This is a genomic window from Streptomyces sp. NBC_00846 (genome assembly GCF_045207325.1).
Taxonomy (GTDB): Bacteria; Actinomycetota; Actinomycetes; order Streptomycetales; family Streptomycetaceae; genus Streptomyces.
In genome coordinates, this window is sequence record NZ_CP108846.1 from 6,189,696 (window position 1) to 6,207,099 (window position 17,404).

The window sequence follows — 17,404 nt, forward strand, 5'->3', positions numbered from 1 at the left end:
CGGACCCCCAGCAGGCACCACAGGTCGGCCTCCGTGTCCGGCTCGACAGTACGAGGTGAGTACACGTGAAGACGACTGACACCCCACCCGCGGCACCGGCGGCCGGCCCGGCACCCGTGGCCAAGGCGCCCGCGCCCGCCGTCAAGGAGAAGAGCGGCGAGGGCCAGGTCCTCAATGTCTTCTCGCACGGTGTGCTGATCATCTGGGCGATCCTGGTCGTCCTGCCGCTGCTCTGGGCGGTGATGGCGTCCTTCAAGACGGACGACTCGATCCTGTCGACGCCGTGGTCGCTGCCCGACAAGCTGCACTTCGAGAACTGGTCGCGCGCCTGGAGCCAGGCGCACATGAGCGACTACTTCTTCAACACCGTCGTGGTGGTGGGCTGCTCGCTCGTCGGAACCCTGCTGCTCGGGTCGATGGCGGCGTACGTACTGGCGCGGTTCGACTTCCCGGGCAACCGCTTCCTCTACTACCTGTTCATCGGCGGGATGAGTTTCCCGATCATCCTGGCGCTGGTCCCGCTGTTCTTCGTCATGAACAACATGGGCCTGCTGAACACGCGGCACGGACTGATCATGGTCTACATCGCGTATTCGCTGCCGTTCACCGTCTTCTTCCTCACCTCGTTCTTCCGGTCACTGCCGAGCTCGGTGGCGGAAGCGGCGATGATCGACGGGGCCTCGCACACCCGGACCTTCTTCCAGGTGATGCTGCCGATGGCGAAGCCCGGCCTGATCAGCGTCGGTATCTTCAACTTCCTCGGGCAGTGGAACCAGTACATGCTGCCGACGGTGCTCAATACCGATCCGAACCACAGGGTGCTCTCCCAGGGCCTGGTGGAACTGGCCAACAGCCAGGGGTACAAGGGTGACTGGTCCGGCCTCTTCGCCGGTCTGGTGATGGCGATGCTGCCGGTCCTCGCGGCCTACATCATCTTCCAGCGCCAGGTCGTCGCCGGGCTCACCGCGGGTGCGGTGAAGTAGCACTCGTACCGTCCGTACACACACGAACCGCCCGTCGGCCATGCGCCGGCGGGCGGTTCGCGTGTGCGGGACGGGTGCCCCGGGCGCGGGCGCGGTGCTCATCCGAGGCTTCGTATGCTCAAGGTCTTGACGGGGAGTACCTCAAAACGCTCAGCTTAGAGTTCACATGTTGGAGAAATCAGTAGGAGTGAGAGAGTCGATGGAGACTCCGGGTTCGCAGACATCTCTGCATCGCGCCAACCTTGAGCGGGTGGTGCGCGCGGTACGCATGGCGGGCTCGCTCACCCAGGCGGAGATCGCACGGAGCACCGGCCTGTCAGCGGCCACCGTCTCCAACATCGTTCGCGAACTGAAGGACGGCGGCACGGTCGAGGTGACGCCCACCTCGGCGGGCGGCCGGCGGGCCCGCAGCGTCTCGCTCAGCGGTGACGCCGGCATTGTGATCGGCGTCGACTTCGGTCATACGCATCTGCGGGTGGCGATCGGCAACCTCGCCCACCAGGTGCTCGCCGAGGAGTCCGAGCCGATGGATGTCGACGCCTCGGCCGCGGAGGGGTTCGGACGGGCGGAACGCCTGGTCAAACGGCTCATCGAGGCGACCGGGATCAGCCCGGACAAGGTGATCGGGGTGGGCCTCGGTGTTCCCGGCCCGATCGACGTCGAGTCCGGCACCCTGGGCTCCACGTCGATCCTGCCGGGCTGGACGGGCATCAACCCCAGCGAGGAGCTCGCGGGCCGGCTCGGCGTGCCGGTGTACGTCGACAACGACGCCAACCTCGGCGCGCTCGGCGAGCTGGTCTGGGGGAGCGGGCGCGGGGTCAAGGACCTCGCGTACATCAAGGTCGCCAGCGGTGTCGGTGCCGGTCTGGTGATCGACGGGAACATCTACCGGGGGCCGGGCGGCACGGCCGGCGAGATCGGGCACATCACGCTCGACGAATCGGGCCCGGTCTGCCGCTGCGGCAACCGCGGATGCCTGGAGACGTTCACCGCCGCGCGCTACGTCCTGCCGCTGCTCCAGCCCAGTCACGGGCCCGATCTCACCATGGAGCGGGTGGTCCAGCTGGCCCGCGAGGGCGATCCGGGCTGCCGACGGGTGATCGGGGACGTCGGGCGCCACATCGGCAGCGGGGTGGCCAACCTCTGCAATCTGCTCAACCCCAGCCGGGTGGTGCTCGGCGGTTCGCTCGCCGAGGCCGGCGAGCTGGTGCTCGCACCGATCCGCGACTCGGTCTCCCGCTACGCCATTCCCAGCGCCGCCCGGCAGCTCTCGGTGCTGCCGGGGGCGCTCGGCGGCCGGGCCGAAGTGCTGGGTGCGCTGGCCCTGGTGCTGAGCGAGATGGGGGATTCAACCCTTTTGGAAAGCACCCTGCCGTCAACCGCCCAGCCTTCACTTAGATGACGAATGGCACCGTTGTCATCTCGTTAAGGATTTACTCCTTGACGCTGACGTCACAGCCGAGTTGACTTCCTGCCACCTCGGCCGCACCGTCGCGGCCTCGTCAGGGAGGCAACCCCACATGAACGCAACGACGCGACGCATTGTCATCGGCACGGCCGCTGTTTCCATGGCCGTCTCCCTCGCCGCCTGCGGCAAGGCGGGCGACGACAACAAGGGTGGCGGCGGCGGCGACAGCAAGGCCATCGGCCTGCTGCTGCCGGAGAACAAGACCACTCGTTACGAGACCTTCGACCGCCCCATCATCGAGGCGAAGATCACGCAGCTGTGCGGCGACTGCAAGGTCAAGTACAGCAACGCCGCGGGGGAGAGCGATACCCAGAAGAAGCAGTTCGACGCGCTCATCACCCAGGGTGTGAAGGTCATCATCGTGGACTCCGTCAACTACGAGGCCACCAAGTCCTGGGTGGAGCAGGCGGCCAAGAAGGGCGTCAAGGTCGTCGCGTACGACCGCCTCGCCGAGGGCCCGGTCTCCGCGTACGTGTCGTACGACAACGAGAAGATCGGCCGCCTTCAGGGGGAGGCCATGGTCAAGGCGCTCGGCGCCAAGGCCAAGGAGAGCAACGTTGTCATGATCAACGGCTCGCCGCTCGACCCGAACGCCCCGTTCTTCAAGAAGGGTGCCCACAGCGTCCTGGACACCCAGGTCAAGAAGGTCGTCTACGAGCAGGACATCCCTGACTGGTCGCCCGACGAGGCCAACAAGAAGATGGGCGCGGCCATCGACTCCCTGGGCAAGGACGGCTTCCAGGGCGTCTACTCCGCCAACGACGGCATGGCCGGCGGCATCATCACGGCCCTGAACAAGCAGGGCATCAAGGTCCCGGTCGGCGGTCAGGACTCCGAGCTCGCCGGGCTGCAGCGCATCCTCAAGGGCGACCAGGCCTTCACGATCTACAAGCAGATCAAGCCTGAGGCGGAGACCACCGCCGAGATCGCGGTCAGGCTCCTCAAGGGCGAGAAGTTCGACGACCTGACCCCGACCAAGGTCGACAGCGTCTCCGGCGCGATCAAGGGCATCCCGGCCAAGCTGTACGACGCGCAGGTCGTGACCAAGGAGAACGTCGCCGACACGATCATCGCCGACAAGGTCTACAAGGCCTCGGAGATCTGCACGCCCGAGTACAAGGCGGCTTGCGAAGCAGTCGGTATCAAGTAGCGCCCTCGGGCCGTGCCTCCGGGCCTCCTCGCCGGTCCGGCGCCCGCTCCGTCAACGCCCCGCAGGCGGGGGCGGGCGCCGGACTTCTCTCGCACACCCCTGTGCTCAGCACCACCATCCCCGCCGGTCAGGCGGCGAAGGAGATGATTCACGTGTCCGCTACGCCCGTGCTGGCGTTGCGCGGAATCTCCAAGCGGTTCGGCGCCGTCCAGGCGCTCACCGATGTGGACCTGGAGATTCACCCCGGCGAGGTCGTCGCCCTGGTCGGCGACAACGGCGCCGGCAAGTCGACGCTCGTCAAGACCATTTCGGGTGTCCACCCGATCGATGAAGGCGTCATCGAGTGGGAGGGCGAGGCGGTCCGGATCAACCGGCCGAACAACGCCCAGGATCTCGGAATCGCCACCGTCTACCAGGACTTGGCGCTCTGCGACAACCTCGATGTCGTCGCCAACCTCTTCCTCGGCAGCGAACTGCGCAAGGCCTCCGTCCTGGACGAGATCGCGATGGAGAAGCGCGCCAAGGAATTGCTGGACACTCTCTCCATCCGGATCCCCAGCGTCCGCATCCCGGTCGCCGCGCTCTCGGGCGGTCAGCGTCAAGTCGTGGCCATCGCACGCGCGTTGATCGGTGACCCCAAGATCGTCATCCTGGACGAACCGACCGCGGCACTCGGCGTCGAGCAGACCGCCCAGGTCCTCGACCTGGTCGAGCGGCTGCGCGAGCGGGGCCACGGCGTCATCCTCATCAGCCACAACATGGCCGACGTGCGCGCCGTCGCGGACCGCGTGGCGGTGCTCCGCCTGGGCCGCAACAACGGTGTCTTCGATGTGGCGGGCACCTCCCACGAAGAGATCATCGCCGCGATCACCGGCGCCACGGACAACGCCGTCACGCGTCGCCAAGCACGCTCGGCCACGAAGGAGGACGCGAAGTGAGCGACCTCGCCAAGACCCCCGGGACCTCCACCGAGAAGCCCGCCCCGCAACCACCGGCCGCCGAGCAGTCGGCAGCCCCCGTACCCGCCGTCGACCCGCGTCTGCTCATCCGCGAGGAGGGCTTCAAGGGCTACTGGTCGGAGTTCACCCGCAAGGTGCGCGGCGGTGAGCTCGGCTCGCTGCCCGTCTTCGTCGGCCTGATCGTCATCGCGGTCGTCTTCCAGTTCCAGAACAGCAATTTCCTCTCCGCGAGCTCCGTCGCCAACATCGCCGTCTACAGTTCCGGCATCGGCATCATGGCGGTCGGCATCGTGTTCGTGCTGCTGCTCGGCGAGATCGACCTCTCGGTCGGCTCCGTCGCGGGGGTCGGCGCGGCCGTCTGGGCCGTGCTCAACGTCAACAACGGCTGGAACGAGTGGCTCGCGATCATCGTCGCCGTTCTCTCCGGAATGGCCCTCGGCGCGCTGCACGGCTTCTTCTTCGCCAAGATCGGCGTACCGGCGTTCGTCGTCACCCTGGCGGGCTTCCTCGGCTGGAGCGGTCTGCAGGACTGGATGATGGGCGGGGAAGGGTCGATCAACACGCCGTCCGGCAGTGCCGTCGAGAACCTGACCAACTACTTCTTCGAGGACAAGGCCGCCGGCTACGGACTCGCCCTGGTCGCCGTCCTCGCGTACGGGGCCTCGCTCCTGGTGGACAGCAGGCGCCGTAAGGCGGCGGGTCTGCCCGCCCGCCCGACCGGCGAGGTCGTGCTGCGCACAGCGGTCGTCGCGATCCTGTGCTTCGTCGTCGCGTACGTCCTGAACGAGCCCGCGGGCGCCCGTGGCCTGCCGCTCGCCCTGGTGCTCTTCCTCGCCGTCCTGATCGTCGCGGACTTCGTCGCCCGGCGCACGAGTTTCGGCCGTCAGGTCTTCGCGGTCGGCGGCAACCCGGAGGCCGCGCGCCGGGCCGGTATCAACGTCGACCGCGTCCGGATCATCGTCTTCGCCCTGTCCGGCACGCTGGGCGCCTTCGGCGGCCTCTTCATCGCCAGCCTCTCCGGCGGCGCCACGAAGAGCGTCGGCGGCGGCAACACGCTGATGCTGGTCATCGCCGCCGCCGTCATCGGTGGCACCAGCCTCTTCGGCGGCCGGGGCAAAGTCTGGTCCGCGCTGCTCGGCATGATCGTGATCCAGTCGATCCAGCAGGGCCTGAACATGATCGGTATGGCCAACGCCATTCAGTACATGATCACCGGCGCCGTTCTGCTGGCCGCCGTGGTCATCGACTCGGTCTCCCGCCGTACCCAGAAGACCGCAGGTCGCGCCTGATACAGCGGTCACCCCAACCGGTGCCCGGCGCCCCGATCGGGGCGCCGGGCACGGTCGGCTGCGGACAGGGGTGGGGCAGTACACCCCTGCCCGATGCCTGCCGCGACAGGCGGAACACTAGACTCATCGGATCGGCATGCTCGATCAGCTCAACGCAAGGAGGAACGGGTGGCTCTGCTGACCCGCATCGGTGGACCGCGCGACCTGGACCGGCTGACTCCCGAGCAGCTGGACCAGCTCGCCGAAGAGATCCGGACCTTCCTCGTCGACGCCGTTTCGAAGACCGGCGGACACCTCGGCCCCAACCTGGGCGTGGTCGAGCTGACCATCGCCCTGCACCGGGTCTTCGATTCGCCGAAGGACAAGGTGCTGTTCGACACCGGTCACCAGAGCTATGTGCACAAGCTCCTCACCGGTCGCCAGGACTTCTCGAAGCTCAAGAGCAAGGGCGGCCTCTCCGGCTACCCCTCGCGCGCGGAGTCCGAGCACGACGTCATCGAGAACTCGCACGCCTCCACCGTGCTCGGCTGGGCCGACGGCCTCGCCAAGGCCAACGAGGTGCTGGGCAAGGGCGACCACGTCGTGGCGGTCATCGGTGACGGCGCGCTCACCGGCGGTATGGCCTGGGAGGCGCTGAACAACATCGCCGCCGCCAAGGACCGCCCGCTCGTCATCGTCGTCAACGACAACGAGCGCTCCTACGCCCCGACCATCGGCGGCCTCGCCAACCACCTCGCCACGCTGCGCACCACCGACGGCTACGAGCGCTTCCTGGCCCGCGGCAAGGACATCCTGGAGCGCACCCCCGTCGTCGGGAAGCCGCTGTACGAGACGCTGCACGGCGCCAAGAAGGGGCTGAAGGACTTCATCGCCCCGCAGGGCATGTTCGAGGACCTCGGCCTGAAGTACGTAGGCCCGATCGACGGCCACGACATCGAGGCCCTGGAGTCCGCGCTCCAGCGCGCCAAGCGCTTCGGCGGGCCGGTCATCGTGCACTGCCTCACCGAGAAGGGCCGCGGCTACACCCCCGCCCTGCTCGACGAGGCCGACCGCTTCCACGCCGTCGGCAAGATCCATCCCGACACCGGCCTCCCCATCGCCACCTCGGGCCTCGACTGGACCTCCGTCTTCGGCGAGGAGATGGTCAAGCTCGGCAAGGAGCGCAAGGACATCGTCGCGATCACCGCGGCCATGCTCCAGCCGGTCGGCCTGACCAAGTTCGAGAAGGCGTTCCCGGACCGGATCTACGACGTCGGCATCGCCGAGCAGCACGGCGCGGTCTCCGCGGCCGGCCTCGCCACCGGCGGACTGCACCCCGTCTTCGCGGTGTACGCCACCTTCCTCAACCGCGCCTTCGACCAGGTCCTGATGGATGTCGCGCTGCACAAGTGCGGTGTGACCTTCGTCCTGGACCGGGCCGGCGTCACCGGAACCGACGGCGCCTCGCACAACGGCATGTGGGACATGTCGATCCTGCAGTGCGTGCCCACGCTCCGGATCGCCGCCCCGCGCGACGCCGACCAGGTCCGCGCCCAACTGCGCGAGGCCGTCGAGGTCGACGACGCGCCGACCGTGGTCCGGTTCTCCAAGGGCGCGGTCGGCCCGGCGGTCAAGGCCGTCGGCCGGGTCGGCGGCATGGACGTCCTGCGCGAGCCCGGCACCACCCGGCCGGACGTCCTGCTCGTCTCCGTCGGCGCGCTCGCCCCGATGTGCCTGGAGATCGCCGATCTGCTGGACGCCCAGGGCATCACGACGACGGTCGTCGACCCGCGCTGGGTCAAGCCGGTCGACGAGGCCATGGCCCCGCTGGCCGAGCGGCACCGGGCCGTCGTCACCGTCGAGGACAACAGCAGGGCCGGCGGCGTCGGCTCCGCCGTCGCCCAGGCGCTGCGCGACGCCGGGGTCGACGTACCGCTGCGCGACTTCGGTATCCCGCCGCGCTTCCTCGACCACGCCTCCCGCAAGGAGGTCATGGCCGAGATCGGGCTGACCGCCCCGGACATCGCCCGCCAGGTCACCGGCCTGGTCGCCAGGCTGGGCGGCCGCTACGAGACGGGCGCGGACGACGTCTCCGTCGTCGTGGAGCCCGTCCGCGACTGAGCCGCGCCCCCCCCGCACGAGCGGCCTCCGGACCGCGGTGCCACGGGGCCGTACGAGCGAACCGCGATACGGCCGACGGGCCGGTCGGAGCACCCTGTACGGGTGGTCCGACCGGCCCATTCGTGTGAAATCGTCCGGTCCGGAGTCCTCCGCGGCAGATACGGTCCCAATCATGGCGTACACGACGAGTGCGTGGAGGTACGCCGGTGACTGCCCAGCAGGACACACCACCCAGCAGCGACGGACTGTTCCGGACCAAGACGGTCGAACAGTCCATCCGCGACACCGAGGAGCCGGAGCACGCGCTCAAGAAGTCCCTCTCCGCGCTCGACCTCACGGTCTTCGGAGTGGGCGTCATCATCGGCACCGGCATCTTCGTGCTCACCGGCAAGGTCGCCAAGGAGACCGCCGGCCCCGCTACCGCGCTCGCCTTCGTCGTCGCGGCCGTCGTCTGCGCCCTGGCCGCGCTCTGCTACGCCGAGTTCGCCTCGACCGTTCCCGTCGCCGGTTCCGCGTACACCTTCTCCTACGCCTCGCTCGGTGAACTCGTCGCCTGGATCATCGGCTGGGACCTGGTGCTGGAATTCGCGCTGGGCACGGCGGTGGTGGCGGTCGGCTGGTCCGGCTACGTCCGCTCGCTGCTGGACAACTTCGGCTGGACCATGCCCGACGTGCTCTCCGGAACCGATGCGGCGAAAGGATTCGGGTTCGACATCCTGGCCTTCGTGCTGGTGCTCGTCCTGACCGTCGTCCTGGTGCTCGGCATGAAGCTCTCGGCCCGGGTCACGACGGTTGTCGTCGCCATCAAGGTCGCCGTGGTGCTTGTCGTGATCATTGCCGGACTGTTCTTCATCAAGGCCGCCAACTACTCGCCCTTCATCCCCGAGGCCCGGCCACAGCCCTCCGGTTCCGGACTGACCGCGCCGCTGGTCCAGCTGATGTTCGGTTACGCGCCCACGAACTTCGGCGTCATGGGCATCTTCACCGCCGCCTCCGTCGTCTTCTTCGCCTTCATCGGCTTCGACGTGGTGGCCACCGCCGCCGAGGAGACGAAGGTTCCGCAACGTGACATGCCACGTGGCATCCTCGCCTCGCTGTTCATCTGCACCCTGCTCTATGTCGGCGTTTCGCTGGTGGTCACGGGCATGCAGCACTACACCGAACTGTCCGTCGAAGCCCCGCTGGCCGATGCCTTCAAGGCCGTCGGCCATCCCGTCTACGCCGGTTTCATCAGCTTCGGCGCCGCGATCGGTCTCACCACGGTCTGTCTGATCCTGCTGCTCGGACAGACCCGGGTGTTCTTCGCGATGAGCCGCGACGGACTGCTCCCGCGGTTCTTCTCCGTGACGCACCCGCGCTACCGCACCCCGTACCGCCCGACCATCCTGCTCGGCGTGATCATCGCGATCGTCGCCGGGTTCACGAGCATCAACGAACTGGCGACGCTGGTGAACATCGGCACGCTCTTCGCGTTCGTCGTCGTCGCCCTCGGCGTCATGGTGCTGCGCCGCACCCGCCCCGATCTGCACCGCGCGTTCCGCACCCCGTGGGTGCCGCTGGTTCCGATCCTGTCGGTGGCCGCCTCGGTATGGCTGATGCTCAATCTGCCGGCCGAGACCTGGCTTCGTTTCGCCATCTGGATGATCATCGGCGTGATCATCTACTTCGCGTACGGGCGCAGTCACAGCAGGCTGGCGCGTGGCGATGCCCGGTAGCAGCGTGTCCGACATACCCCGTATCACGGATATTATGACCGTATGACGTGGCTGATCACGGGTGGTGCGGGTTTCATCGGGGCGCATGTCGTAAGAGCGATGCTCGACGCGGGCGAACAGGTCGTCGTGTACGACGACTTGTCCACGGGTGACTCGAACCGGGTGCCCGGGGGTGTGCCCTTCGTCAAGGGTTCTACGCTCGACCGTGCCGCCCTGGACCGGACCCTCGCCGAGTTCGGCATCGGCGGAGTCGTCCACCTCGCCGCGAAGAAACAGGTCGCCGAGTCCGTGGCCCGCCCGCTCCACTACTACCGGGAGAACGTGCACGGGCTGCAGAACCTCCTCGAAGCCGTCACGGCGGCCGGCGCGCGCCGCTTCCTCTTCTCCTCGTCCGCCGCCGTGTACGGCCTCCCCGACGTCGACCTGGTCGGCGAGGACGCTCCGTGCGCTCCGGTCAATCCGTACGGCGAGACCAAGCTCGTCGGTGAGTGGATGGTGCGCGCGGCGGGTGCCGCCCACGGCATGGCGACCGCTTCGCTCCGTTACTTCAACGTCGCGGGCTCGGCCGGACCGCAGCTCGCCGACACGGGCGCCTTCAACCTGATCCCAATGGTGTTCGAGAAGCTCACCGAGGGCCGCGCCCCGATGATCTTCGGCGACGACTACGCGACGTCGGACGGTACCTGCGTCCGCGACTTCATCCACGTCGAGGACCTGGCCTGCGCCCACGTCACCGTGGCGCGTGCCCTGGGCGAACGCGGAGACGGGACCGACCTGACGGTCAACATCGGCCTGGGTGAAGGGGTTTCGGTGCGCGAGATGATCTCGCTGATCGGCGAGGTCACGGGGTATGGGCCGGCGGCGGAACCGACCGTGTCCCCCCGGCGCCCGGGTGACCCGGCCCGGGTCGTGGCCTCGGCCGACCGTATGCGGGAGGAACTGGGCTGGACGGCCCGGCATGACGTGCGCGAGATGGTCGCGTCGGCCTGGGAGGGCTGGTGCCTGTACCACCCCGAGGCGCGCCGCTGAGAGCGGCCCGGAACGGCTGATGCGGCGATGCCCCGGGGTGCTTCCACCCCGGGGCATCGCCGCATCGCATGCCGGCGGAACGGGGCATCAGCCGCCGGTGGCGGGCGACTTCTTGGCGGATTCGGGAATGGTGACGTCCTTCCGGATCGCCTTCCACAGCTCACCGGCCTGCGGCTCCGCCGCCACGACCCGGTTGGGGTCCTGCTTGTCGTACGCCACGGGCAGCATGATCGTTTCCATCGAGCCCGGGTCGACGCCGTTCATCGACCGGCCGAACTCGGCCAGGGACGTCAGCGAGGCGAGCCCGGAGTCGGTGGTCAGCGACTTGGTGATCGAGTTGGCGATCTTGAACGAGTTCGCCGGATTGCCCAGCAGATCCTGGGACTTCACCTCGCTCAGCAGGGCCAGGATGAACTGCTGCTGGAGCCCGATGCGGCCGAGGTCGCTGCCGTCGCCGATGCCGTGGCGGGTGCGGACGTAGGCGAGGGACTCGGTGCCGTCGAGCCTGTGCGGGCCGGCCGTGAGGTTCAGCCCGGACGACTTGTCGTGGATGTCCTGCGGTATGTCGACGGTGACGCCGCCGATCGCGTCGACCAGGTCCTTGAACCCGGCGAAGTTGATCTCCATGTAGTGGTCGATCCGGACCCCGGACATCTTCTCCACAGTCTTGACCACACAGGCCGGACCGGCCAGTGAGTAGACGCCGTTGAACATCGCCCGCTTCTTGGAGGGCAACGTCGAGCCGTCGGCCTTGGTGCACTCGGGTCGGGTGACGAGAGTGTCACGGGGTATGGACACCGCGACGGCCTTCGTCCGGCCCTCGGGTATGTGGATCACCATCGCGGTGTCGGAGCGCGCGCCACTGACGTTGCCGCCGCCGCCCAGTTCCTTGTTCTCCGCACCGGCCCGCGAGTCCGAACCGAGGACCAGGAGGTTCTGGCCGCTGGTGGGGAGCTTCTCGGGACGGTCGTCGCCGAGGGCCTTGTCGATGTCGACGCCCGTGATGTTCCCGTCGAGCCGGCTGTACAGCCAGTAGACGGTTCCGCCACCGGCGAGGAGGAGGACGAGCAGGACACCGAGGGTGATCTTGAGGCCGCGGTGGCGCTTGCGAGGGGCTCCTTTCTGCTTCCGTGCGCCGTCATGAGAGGCCGAACGACCATCGGGCGGGCCCGGTGTCATGGCGTCGTGGCTCATAGTGGTCGAGTCCTCAATCTCATTGCCCGGGGAGGGTGGTGGAGTGCGTGGGACTCGGGTGGGGGGTGTGACCGGTCCGTGAATGCATGACTGACCGAGCACTATAGAACAGAGGGTCGTGCGAATGGGTGTTTTGGTCCCTGGAATCATGATCTGCGCTGCTCGAACTACTATTCGCTCATGACTTGGTTGATCACGGGTGGGGCGGGCTTCATCGGGGCGCATGTCGTCCGCGCTATGCGCGAGGCCGGTGAGTCGGTCGTCGTGTACGACGATCTCTCGACGGGCGACCGCTCGCGCGTGCCCGCGGATGTCCCGTTCATCCAGGGATCGACGCTCGACGCGGCCCTGCTGCGCAGCACCCTGGCGGAGCTGCCGGTGCGGGGCGTGGTCCATCTCGCCGCGAAGAAGCAGGTGGCGGAGTCCGTCGAGCGCCCGCTGTTCTACTACAGGGAGAACGTGCAGGGCCTGCAGACCCTGCTGGAGGCCGTGGCCGGCAGCGAGGTGCGGGCGTTCCTCTTCTCCTCGTCGGCGGCGGTCTACGGAATGCCCGACGTACGGGTGGTGACGGAGACGACTCCGTGCGCCCCGATCAACCCCTACGGCGAGACCAAGCTGGCGGGCGAGTGGATGGTGCGCGCCGCGGGGAAGGCACACGGCATCGCCACCGCCTCGATGCGGTACTTCAACGTCGCCGGCGCGGCCACACCGGCCCTCGCCGACACGGGCGTCTTCAACCTGGTGCCCATGGTCTTCGAGAAGCTGACCCAGGGGGCGGCCCCGGTGGTCTTCGGCGACGACTACGACACCGCGGACGGCACCTGCGTACGCGACTTCATCCATGTCGACGACATCGCGTCGGCGCACCTCGCCGCGGCGCGGGCGCTCCTCGGCCGGGAGCCGGGCACCGACCTGACCGTCAACATCGGCCGGGGCGAGGGTGTTTCGGTGCGCGAGATGATCGAACTGATCGGTGAGGTGACGGGCTACGGGGCCGCCGCCACACCCGTGAGTGCCCCGCGCCGTGCCGGTGACCCCGCCCGCGTCGTGGCCGCCGCTGACCACATCCGCGCCGAGCTGGGCTGGCACGCGCAGCACGACGCGCGTTCCATGGTCGCTTCGGCATGGGCCGGGTGGTGCTTGCGGATGCCGCAGGCGCGGCGCTGAACGGAGTGTCGACGACCCGCCGGGGCGGGTCGACGCTGAGCATATGATGTGTCGGCCTCGTGCGGGCGAGATGAAGAGCCGGTGAAGCGGAGAGGGGGTTGCGGGTCATGCGGAGAAGAGGATCGGACTCCGCGAGCAGTGCCCGCCCCCTCGCCCCGTCGTCCGGGCACCACCAGGTCTGCGGAACGCCGCGCGGCCGCTGGATGCCCCTCGGTAAGGACGGCAGGCTCACGCTCTACGCCCGCACGGACGGCGGTCTGTTGCGCTGGACGCAACGGAGTCCGGGCGGGGACCGGTGGGACGGCCCGGAGTTCGTGCCGATCGCGGACCTGACCGACTTGACCGTCGTTCAGGGTGTCGACTCCTACGTGCACTTCCTCGGGCGGCGAGAGCGCCGTGGTCCCGACGGGCCGAGCGTGGACTTCGTACACGCGGTCCAGTACCAGACCGGTCGTCCCGTCACCGAATGGCGCTCTCTCGGCAACTTCTACCGTGACCGGGAGGCGGGCCGGAAGGCCGGTGCGCCGGCCGGGGCCGTCGACGCGCAGGGGACGGTCTTCGTCTTCGTGCGCAACGCGGGTCGTGGACTGCAGGTGCGCCGCGAGGGGAAGGGGGGCAAGTGGGGAGCCTGGCAGGATCTCAAGGGGGTCGGGCTCGCCGGCGAAATCGTGCCGTCGGTGACCTCGAGCGGGCTCGTGGAGGTCTTCGCGCCCAGTGATCGCGGGGTGCAGCAGTGGCGCCAGGATGATCCCGACGGTCCGCTGCGGATCGCCCAGCCCTTGCAGCTCTACGCGCTGGCGGGTTCCGCGGCAGCGCTGGAGACGGCACCGGGCCGCCTCACCTACTACTGGACCGATGCGAACACGGCAGGGGTCGTCGCCTACCGGGCGGGCGCCTGGCCCGTGCCGGTGGGCGGGTACCCCGGGGACGGCGCCGTCGTGGCATTGCGTGCCCCGCTCGACGGCTACGACTGCACGGTTCTCGCGCAGCGCGGGGCGGGCGGCACTCTGCTGATCGGGGTCTGCGGTACCGAGGGGGAGCAGCACGGCGTCTGGTGGTCGGACACCACCGTGGAGTGCGTCGGTGACCCCGCACTCGCCCTCGACGGGCATGGTCGCGTCGTCGTGGCGATGCGCGGGCGGGACGGGGGCGTGTCCGTCGCCCGGCAGGAAGCGGGGCCCGGGCTCACGCTTTCGTCGCACTGGCAGCGGCTGTGACCCGGCGGCGCCTTCGGGAGTACCGGGCGACACCGGTGCGTCCCCTCGGTGTCACGTGATGTTCTCGTGAAGTTGTAAAAGGTTGTATGAGTTCTCGGTGAAATTCCTCACGGTCATATGTCATGTATGTCTGTTTTTTTGGTTGGACGTTGATCGGTTCTTTATGTGAAAGTTCTGTGACTTGCTCGTGGAAGAGGCGGGTCTGATCGTCCGATGGGACGGTCTGCATGGTTGATGACAGGTTTCGGTCTCATACCGTCCGCTGTCCGGGCACGAGGTGGTGCCTGGCCGCGGCAGGCGCTGGACCGCAGTGGCGTGGGTGGTGGATGCCTCGTGGTCGGTTCCGGTAATCCGGAGTCAGGATCGCTGGTCTCGGCTTATCGGTCCGTGGTGCCGGTGGGCGCGCGAAGGGGCATCGTCCGCAAGGTGCCGGCCCCGCTGCGCTCCGCCGTCAAGTCCTCGTTCACCTCCGTCGACGCCATTCGGTCGGCGACGGTCGTCTGGGCGATGGGCGGCCGCCGCAAGGTGCCCCGGCACAGTGTGGCCTCCACGCGCCGGGTGGTGCGCGTCAAAGGCCGCCACATGCATGCCCTGCTCGTGGAGGGCGCCACGGCGTGGGCGGCCCGGGCCCGCAATCTGCACATTCTCATCTCCGCGCTGGAGGCCGGGGACATCGAATACTTCTGTGTCCGCGGTGCCACGAAGGACGTCCCGACGGTCGCGGTGCCCGTAGCGCTGCGCGGGGCGGCGGAGGAGATGCTCCAGATCGCCTTCGAGCAATCCCCGGGCTATGTGGGCGTGGCCACCGCATCGGAGTCGGACATGCGGCCCGGCGACGACGAGAAGTCCTGGCGCCAACTGCGCAAGCACGACGCCCTCCGGATCGCCTGGTACGTCACCGATCCCACGCAGCACCTCGTCTTCGGCACCGACCAGGGGTGCGACCTCGAGTTCTGGACGGAACGGGACGGCCGGTACGAGTCCCCTCGCCCCAATCGCGTGGTCGATCTGGTCCCCGCGGACACGCCGCGACCGGCCGCTCCGCAGGCCCTGTTCGCCCTCGTGCCCGGCGCGTACACCACCGGCGTCACGCGTACCCTGCCGGAGTTCACCCAGCCGCTGCCGGACGACCACCTCTTCCCCATCGACGTCGTCTACACCTGGGTCGACGACTCCGACCCGGTGTGGGCGGCGGAACGGGACGCCGCCCGCGCGGGGCGCGCCGGCGCCCCCGCCCCGAGTCTGCACGCCCAGGCCGCCAACGACGCCCGCTTCACCAGCCGCGACGAGCTGCGCTACTCGCTGCGCTCCCTGCACCAGTACGCACCCTGGGTGCGCAACGTCTACCTGGTCACCGCAGGGCAGGTGCCCGCGTGGCTCGACAGCGACGTGCCGGGCCTGCAGGTCGTCGACCACCGCGAGATCTTCTCCGACCCCACCGCTCTGCCGACCTTCAACTCGCACGCCATCGAGAGTCAGCTGCACCGCATAGAGGGGCTGTCCGAACACTTCCTGTACCTCAACGACGACGTGTTCTTCGGCCGTCCACTCACCCCCGGATACTTCTTCCACGCCAACGGGCTGAGCAAGTTCTTCCAGTCCAAGGCGCTCGTGCCGACCGGCTCCCCGGACGACGACGACCTGCCGGTGAACGCCGCGGGCAAGAACAGCAGGGCTCTGATCGAGCGGTCCTTCGGTACCCGGATCGCGCAGAAGATGAAACACACCCCGCACGCGCTGCGCCGCAGCGTCCTCGCCGACATCGAGCTGGTGTACGGCGAGGAGCACCGCCGCACCCAGCACTCACGCTTCCGCTCGCCCCAGGACGTCCCGATCGCTTCGTCCCTGCACCACTACTACGGCTTCCACACCAGCCGCGCGACCGTCGGCAACCTGCGCTACGTCTATGTGGACCTCGCCGCCGACCAGGCCCGGCGCCGCCTGAACTCGCTGCTCGCTCGCCGCGACTTCGACACGTTCTGCCTCAACGACACGGTCGTGCACCCCGACCCCGAGGCACAGGACCGTATGGTCCGGTCGTTCCTCGAGAGCTACTTTCCCGTCCCCAGCCGATACGAGCTGCCCGACGGGACCACCGGCCCCACCCGGCTCACCGACCGCCAGACCGTGCGTCCGAGTCTGGACACGGTTCCCACCCACCAGGACCTCGCCGACGGAGTCGCCCGATGAAGCGCCCACGACCCCTGCGCGCACTGCGCCGCCGGATGCGCCGCCAGACCACTCGCGTCCGGTCGGTCCTGCTGCGCCGGTTCTTCCTGCCCCGGCGCAGGAGTCGGGCGGCCGTACTCCGCTATGCCGCCGTGCTCGACGGGCAGACCGTCAACCTGCACGCCCGGATGCCGCACTGGGTCCGGCCGGACGAGGGCGCCCGGATCGAACTGAGGCGCCGGGGCCGTCGGCTCGCCACAGCCGCCAAGGTCTACACCGACCACGACGGAGGCGTCGCGATGGATGCCGCGATCCTGCTCGGGCAGGACGTGAGCGGCCTGCCCCTGACCCCCGGCCGCTGGAAGATCCGGCTGCGCCTGTCACAGGGGCTGCGCCGCCGCACGCTTCCGCTGCTCCTCGTCGACCTTCCCGTGCCGTACGGCGGCCCGACGCGGCCCATGGAGGCGTCCGCGGCGACCGGGGCCCGTTACCGGCTGGGCCGCAGTGTCACCGGGAGCGCCCGGGTGACGTTCAGCCCCTCCCAGCCCTCGGCGGAGGTCGTGCGGGTCCACGTGACCCACAGCCAGGTCGAGGTCGCTTTCCGCGTGGCCGGAGGTGAACCCGAAGGCTCTTGGGCCGAGTTCGTCGCCTCCGGGCGCCGTCTGAAGGTCGACGTCGACCGGCTCGGCGGAGGGCTGTGGCAGGTGTCCGTACCGCTGCACCTCATGGCGCCGCGCCGCGACCACGCCGAGCAGTGGGACCTGGTCCTGTGCTCGGACAACCTGCGCGACATGCGCCTGGGGCGACGTCTGCACGACGTTCGCAACCCCGGGCGGGTCTTCGCCTTCCGGCAGGCCGCGGTGACGCCCGTCGGCGGGTACCCCATGCTCGTACTGCCCCGCTACACACCCGCGGGTAACTTCCGCATCCAGTGCAGCCCGATGACGGAAGCCGCGTAACCGCA

At 68.7% G+C, this 17,404-nt stretch carries 13 protein-coding genes; 12 read left to right on the forward strand and 1 reads right to left on the reverse strand.

Annotated elements, in window-relative coordinates:
* Positions 1-65: 65 nt before the first annotated feature.
* From OG936_RS28465 to galE (OG936_RS28500), 8 genes are all read left to right on the forward strand, one after another.
* Positions 66-983 (forward strand): carbohydrate ABC transporter permease, encoded by a 918-nt coding sequence (locus tag OG936_RS28465; RefSeq protein ID WP_406498509.1) that lies wholly within the window; start codon positions 66-68, stop codon positions 981-983.
* Between the two features lie 199 nt (positions 984-1,182).
* Positions 1,183-2,385 carry an ROK family protein gene (locus tag OG936_RS28470; protein WP_406498511.1) on the forward strand — a complete coding sequence of 401 codons (1,203 nt, stop codon included), beginning with the start codon at positions 1,183-1,185 and terminating at the stop codon, positions 2,383-2,385.
* A 118-nt stretch (positions 2,386-2,503) separates the two neighbouring features.
* Complete coding sequence (locus tag OG936_RS28475; RefSeq protein ID WP_406498513.1) at positions 2,504-3,601, forward strand: sugar ABC transporter substrate-binding protein; 1,098 nt, start codon at positions 2,504-2,506, stop codon at positions 3,599-3,601.
* A 143-nt stretch (positions 3,602-3,744) separates the two neighbouring features.
* Entirely contained in the window at positions 3,745-4,539 is a 795-nt protein-coding gene (locus tag OG936_RS28480) for an ATP-binding cassette domain-containing protein (protein WP_406500644.1), read from the forward strand.
* Positions 4,536-5,849 (forward strand): sugar ABC transporter permease, encoded by a 1,314-nt coding sequence (locus tag OG936_RS28485; protein WP_406498515.1) that lies wholly within the window; start codon positions 4,536-4,538, stop codon positions 5,847-5,849. Before OG936_RS28480 ends, OG936_RS28485 begins: the two co-directional genes overlap by 4 nt.
* Before the next feature lie 168 nt (positions 5,850-6,017).
* Complete coding sequence (gene dxs / locus OG936_RS28490) at positions 6,018-7,949, forward strand: 1-deoxy-D-xylulose-5-phosphate synthase (RefSeq protein ID WP_406498517.1); 1,932 nt, start codon at positions 6,018-6,020, stop codon at positions 7,947-7,949.
* 206 nt (positions 7,950-8,155) lie between these two features.
* Complete coding sequence (locus OG936_RS28495) at positions 8,156-9,664, forward strand: amino acid permease (protein WP_406498519.1); 1,509 nt, start codon at positions 8,156-8,158, stop codon at positions 9,662-9,664.
* Positions 9,665-9,706: 42 nt separating this feature from the next.
* Entirely contained in the window at positions 9,707-10,693 is a 987-nt protein-coding gene (galE, locus tag OG936_RS28500; RefSeq protein WP_406498521.1) for a UDP-glucose 4-epimerase GalE, read from the forward strand.
* A gap of 87 nt (positions 10,694-10,780) precedes the next feature.
* On the opposite strand, the gene OG936_RS28505 is transcribed toward galE (OG936_RS28500), so the two are convergent.
* Positions 10,781-11,887, reverse strand: coding sequence for an LCP family protein (locus OG936_RS28505; RefSeq protein ID WP_406498523.1), 1,107 nt, complete (start codon positions 11,885-11,887; stop codon positions 10,781-10,783).
* A gap of 180 nt (positions 11,888-12,067) precedes the next feature.
* On the opposite strand from OG936_RS28505, the gene galE (OG936_RS28510) reads away from it, so the two are divergent.
* The 4 genes from galE (OG936_RS28510) (at position 12,068) to OG936_RS28525 (ending at position 17,399) form a co-directional block, all read left to right on the forward strand.
* On the forward strand, positions 12,068-13,054 hold the full coding sequence (galE, locus tag OG936_RS28510) for a UDP-glucose 4-epimerase GalE (RefSeq protein ID WP_406498525.1): 987 nt from the start codon (positions 12,068-12,070) through the stop codon (positions 13,052-13,054).
* 107 nt (positions 13,055-13,161) lie between these two features.
* A complete protein-coding gene (locus OG936_RS28515; RefSeq protein ID WP_406498526.1) occupies positions 13,162-14,271 on the forward strand; it encodes a hypothetical protein in 1,110 nt (369 codons plus the stop codon).
* Between the two features lie 387 nt (positions 14,272-14,658).
* A complete protein-coding gene (locus OG936_RS28520; protein WP_406500645.1) occupies positions 14,659-16,461 on the forward strand; it encodes a stealth family protein in 1,803 nt (600 codons plus the stop codon).
* On the forward strand, positions 16,458-17,399 hold the full coding sequence (locus tag OG936_RS28525) for a hypothetical protein (protein ID WP_406498528.1): 942 nt from the start codon (positions 16,458-16,460) through the stop codon (positions 17,397-17,399). Before OG936_RS28520 ends, OG936_RS28525 begins: the two co-directional genes overlap by 4 nt.
* Positions 17,400-17,404 lie beyond the last annotated feature (5 nt).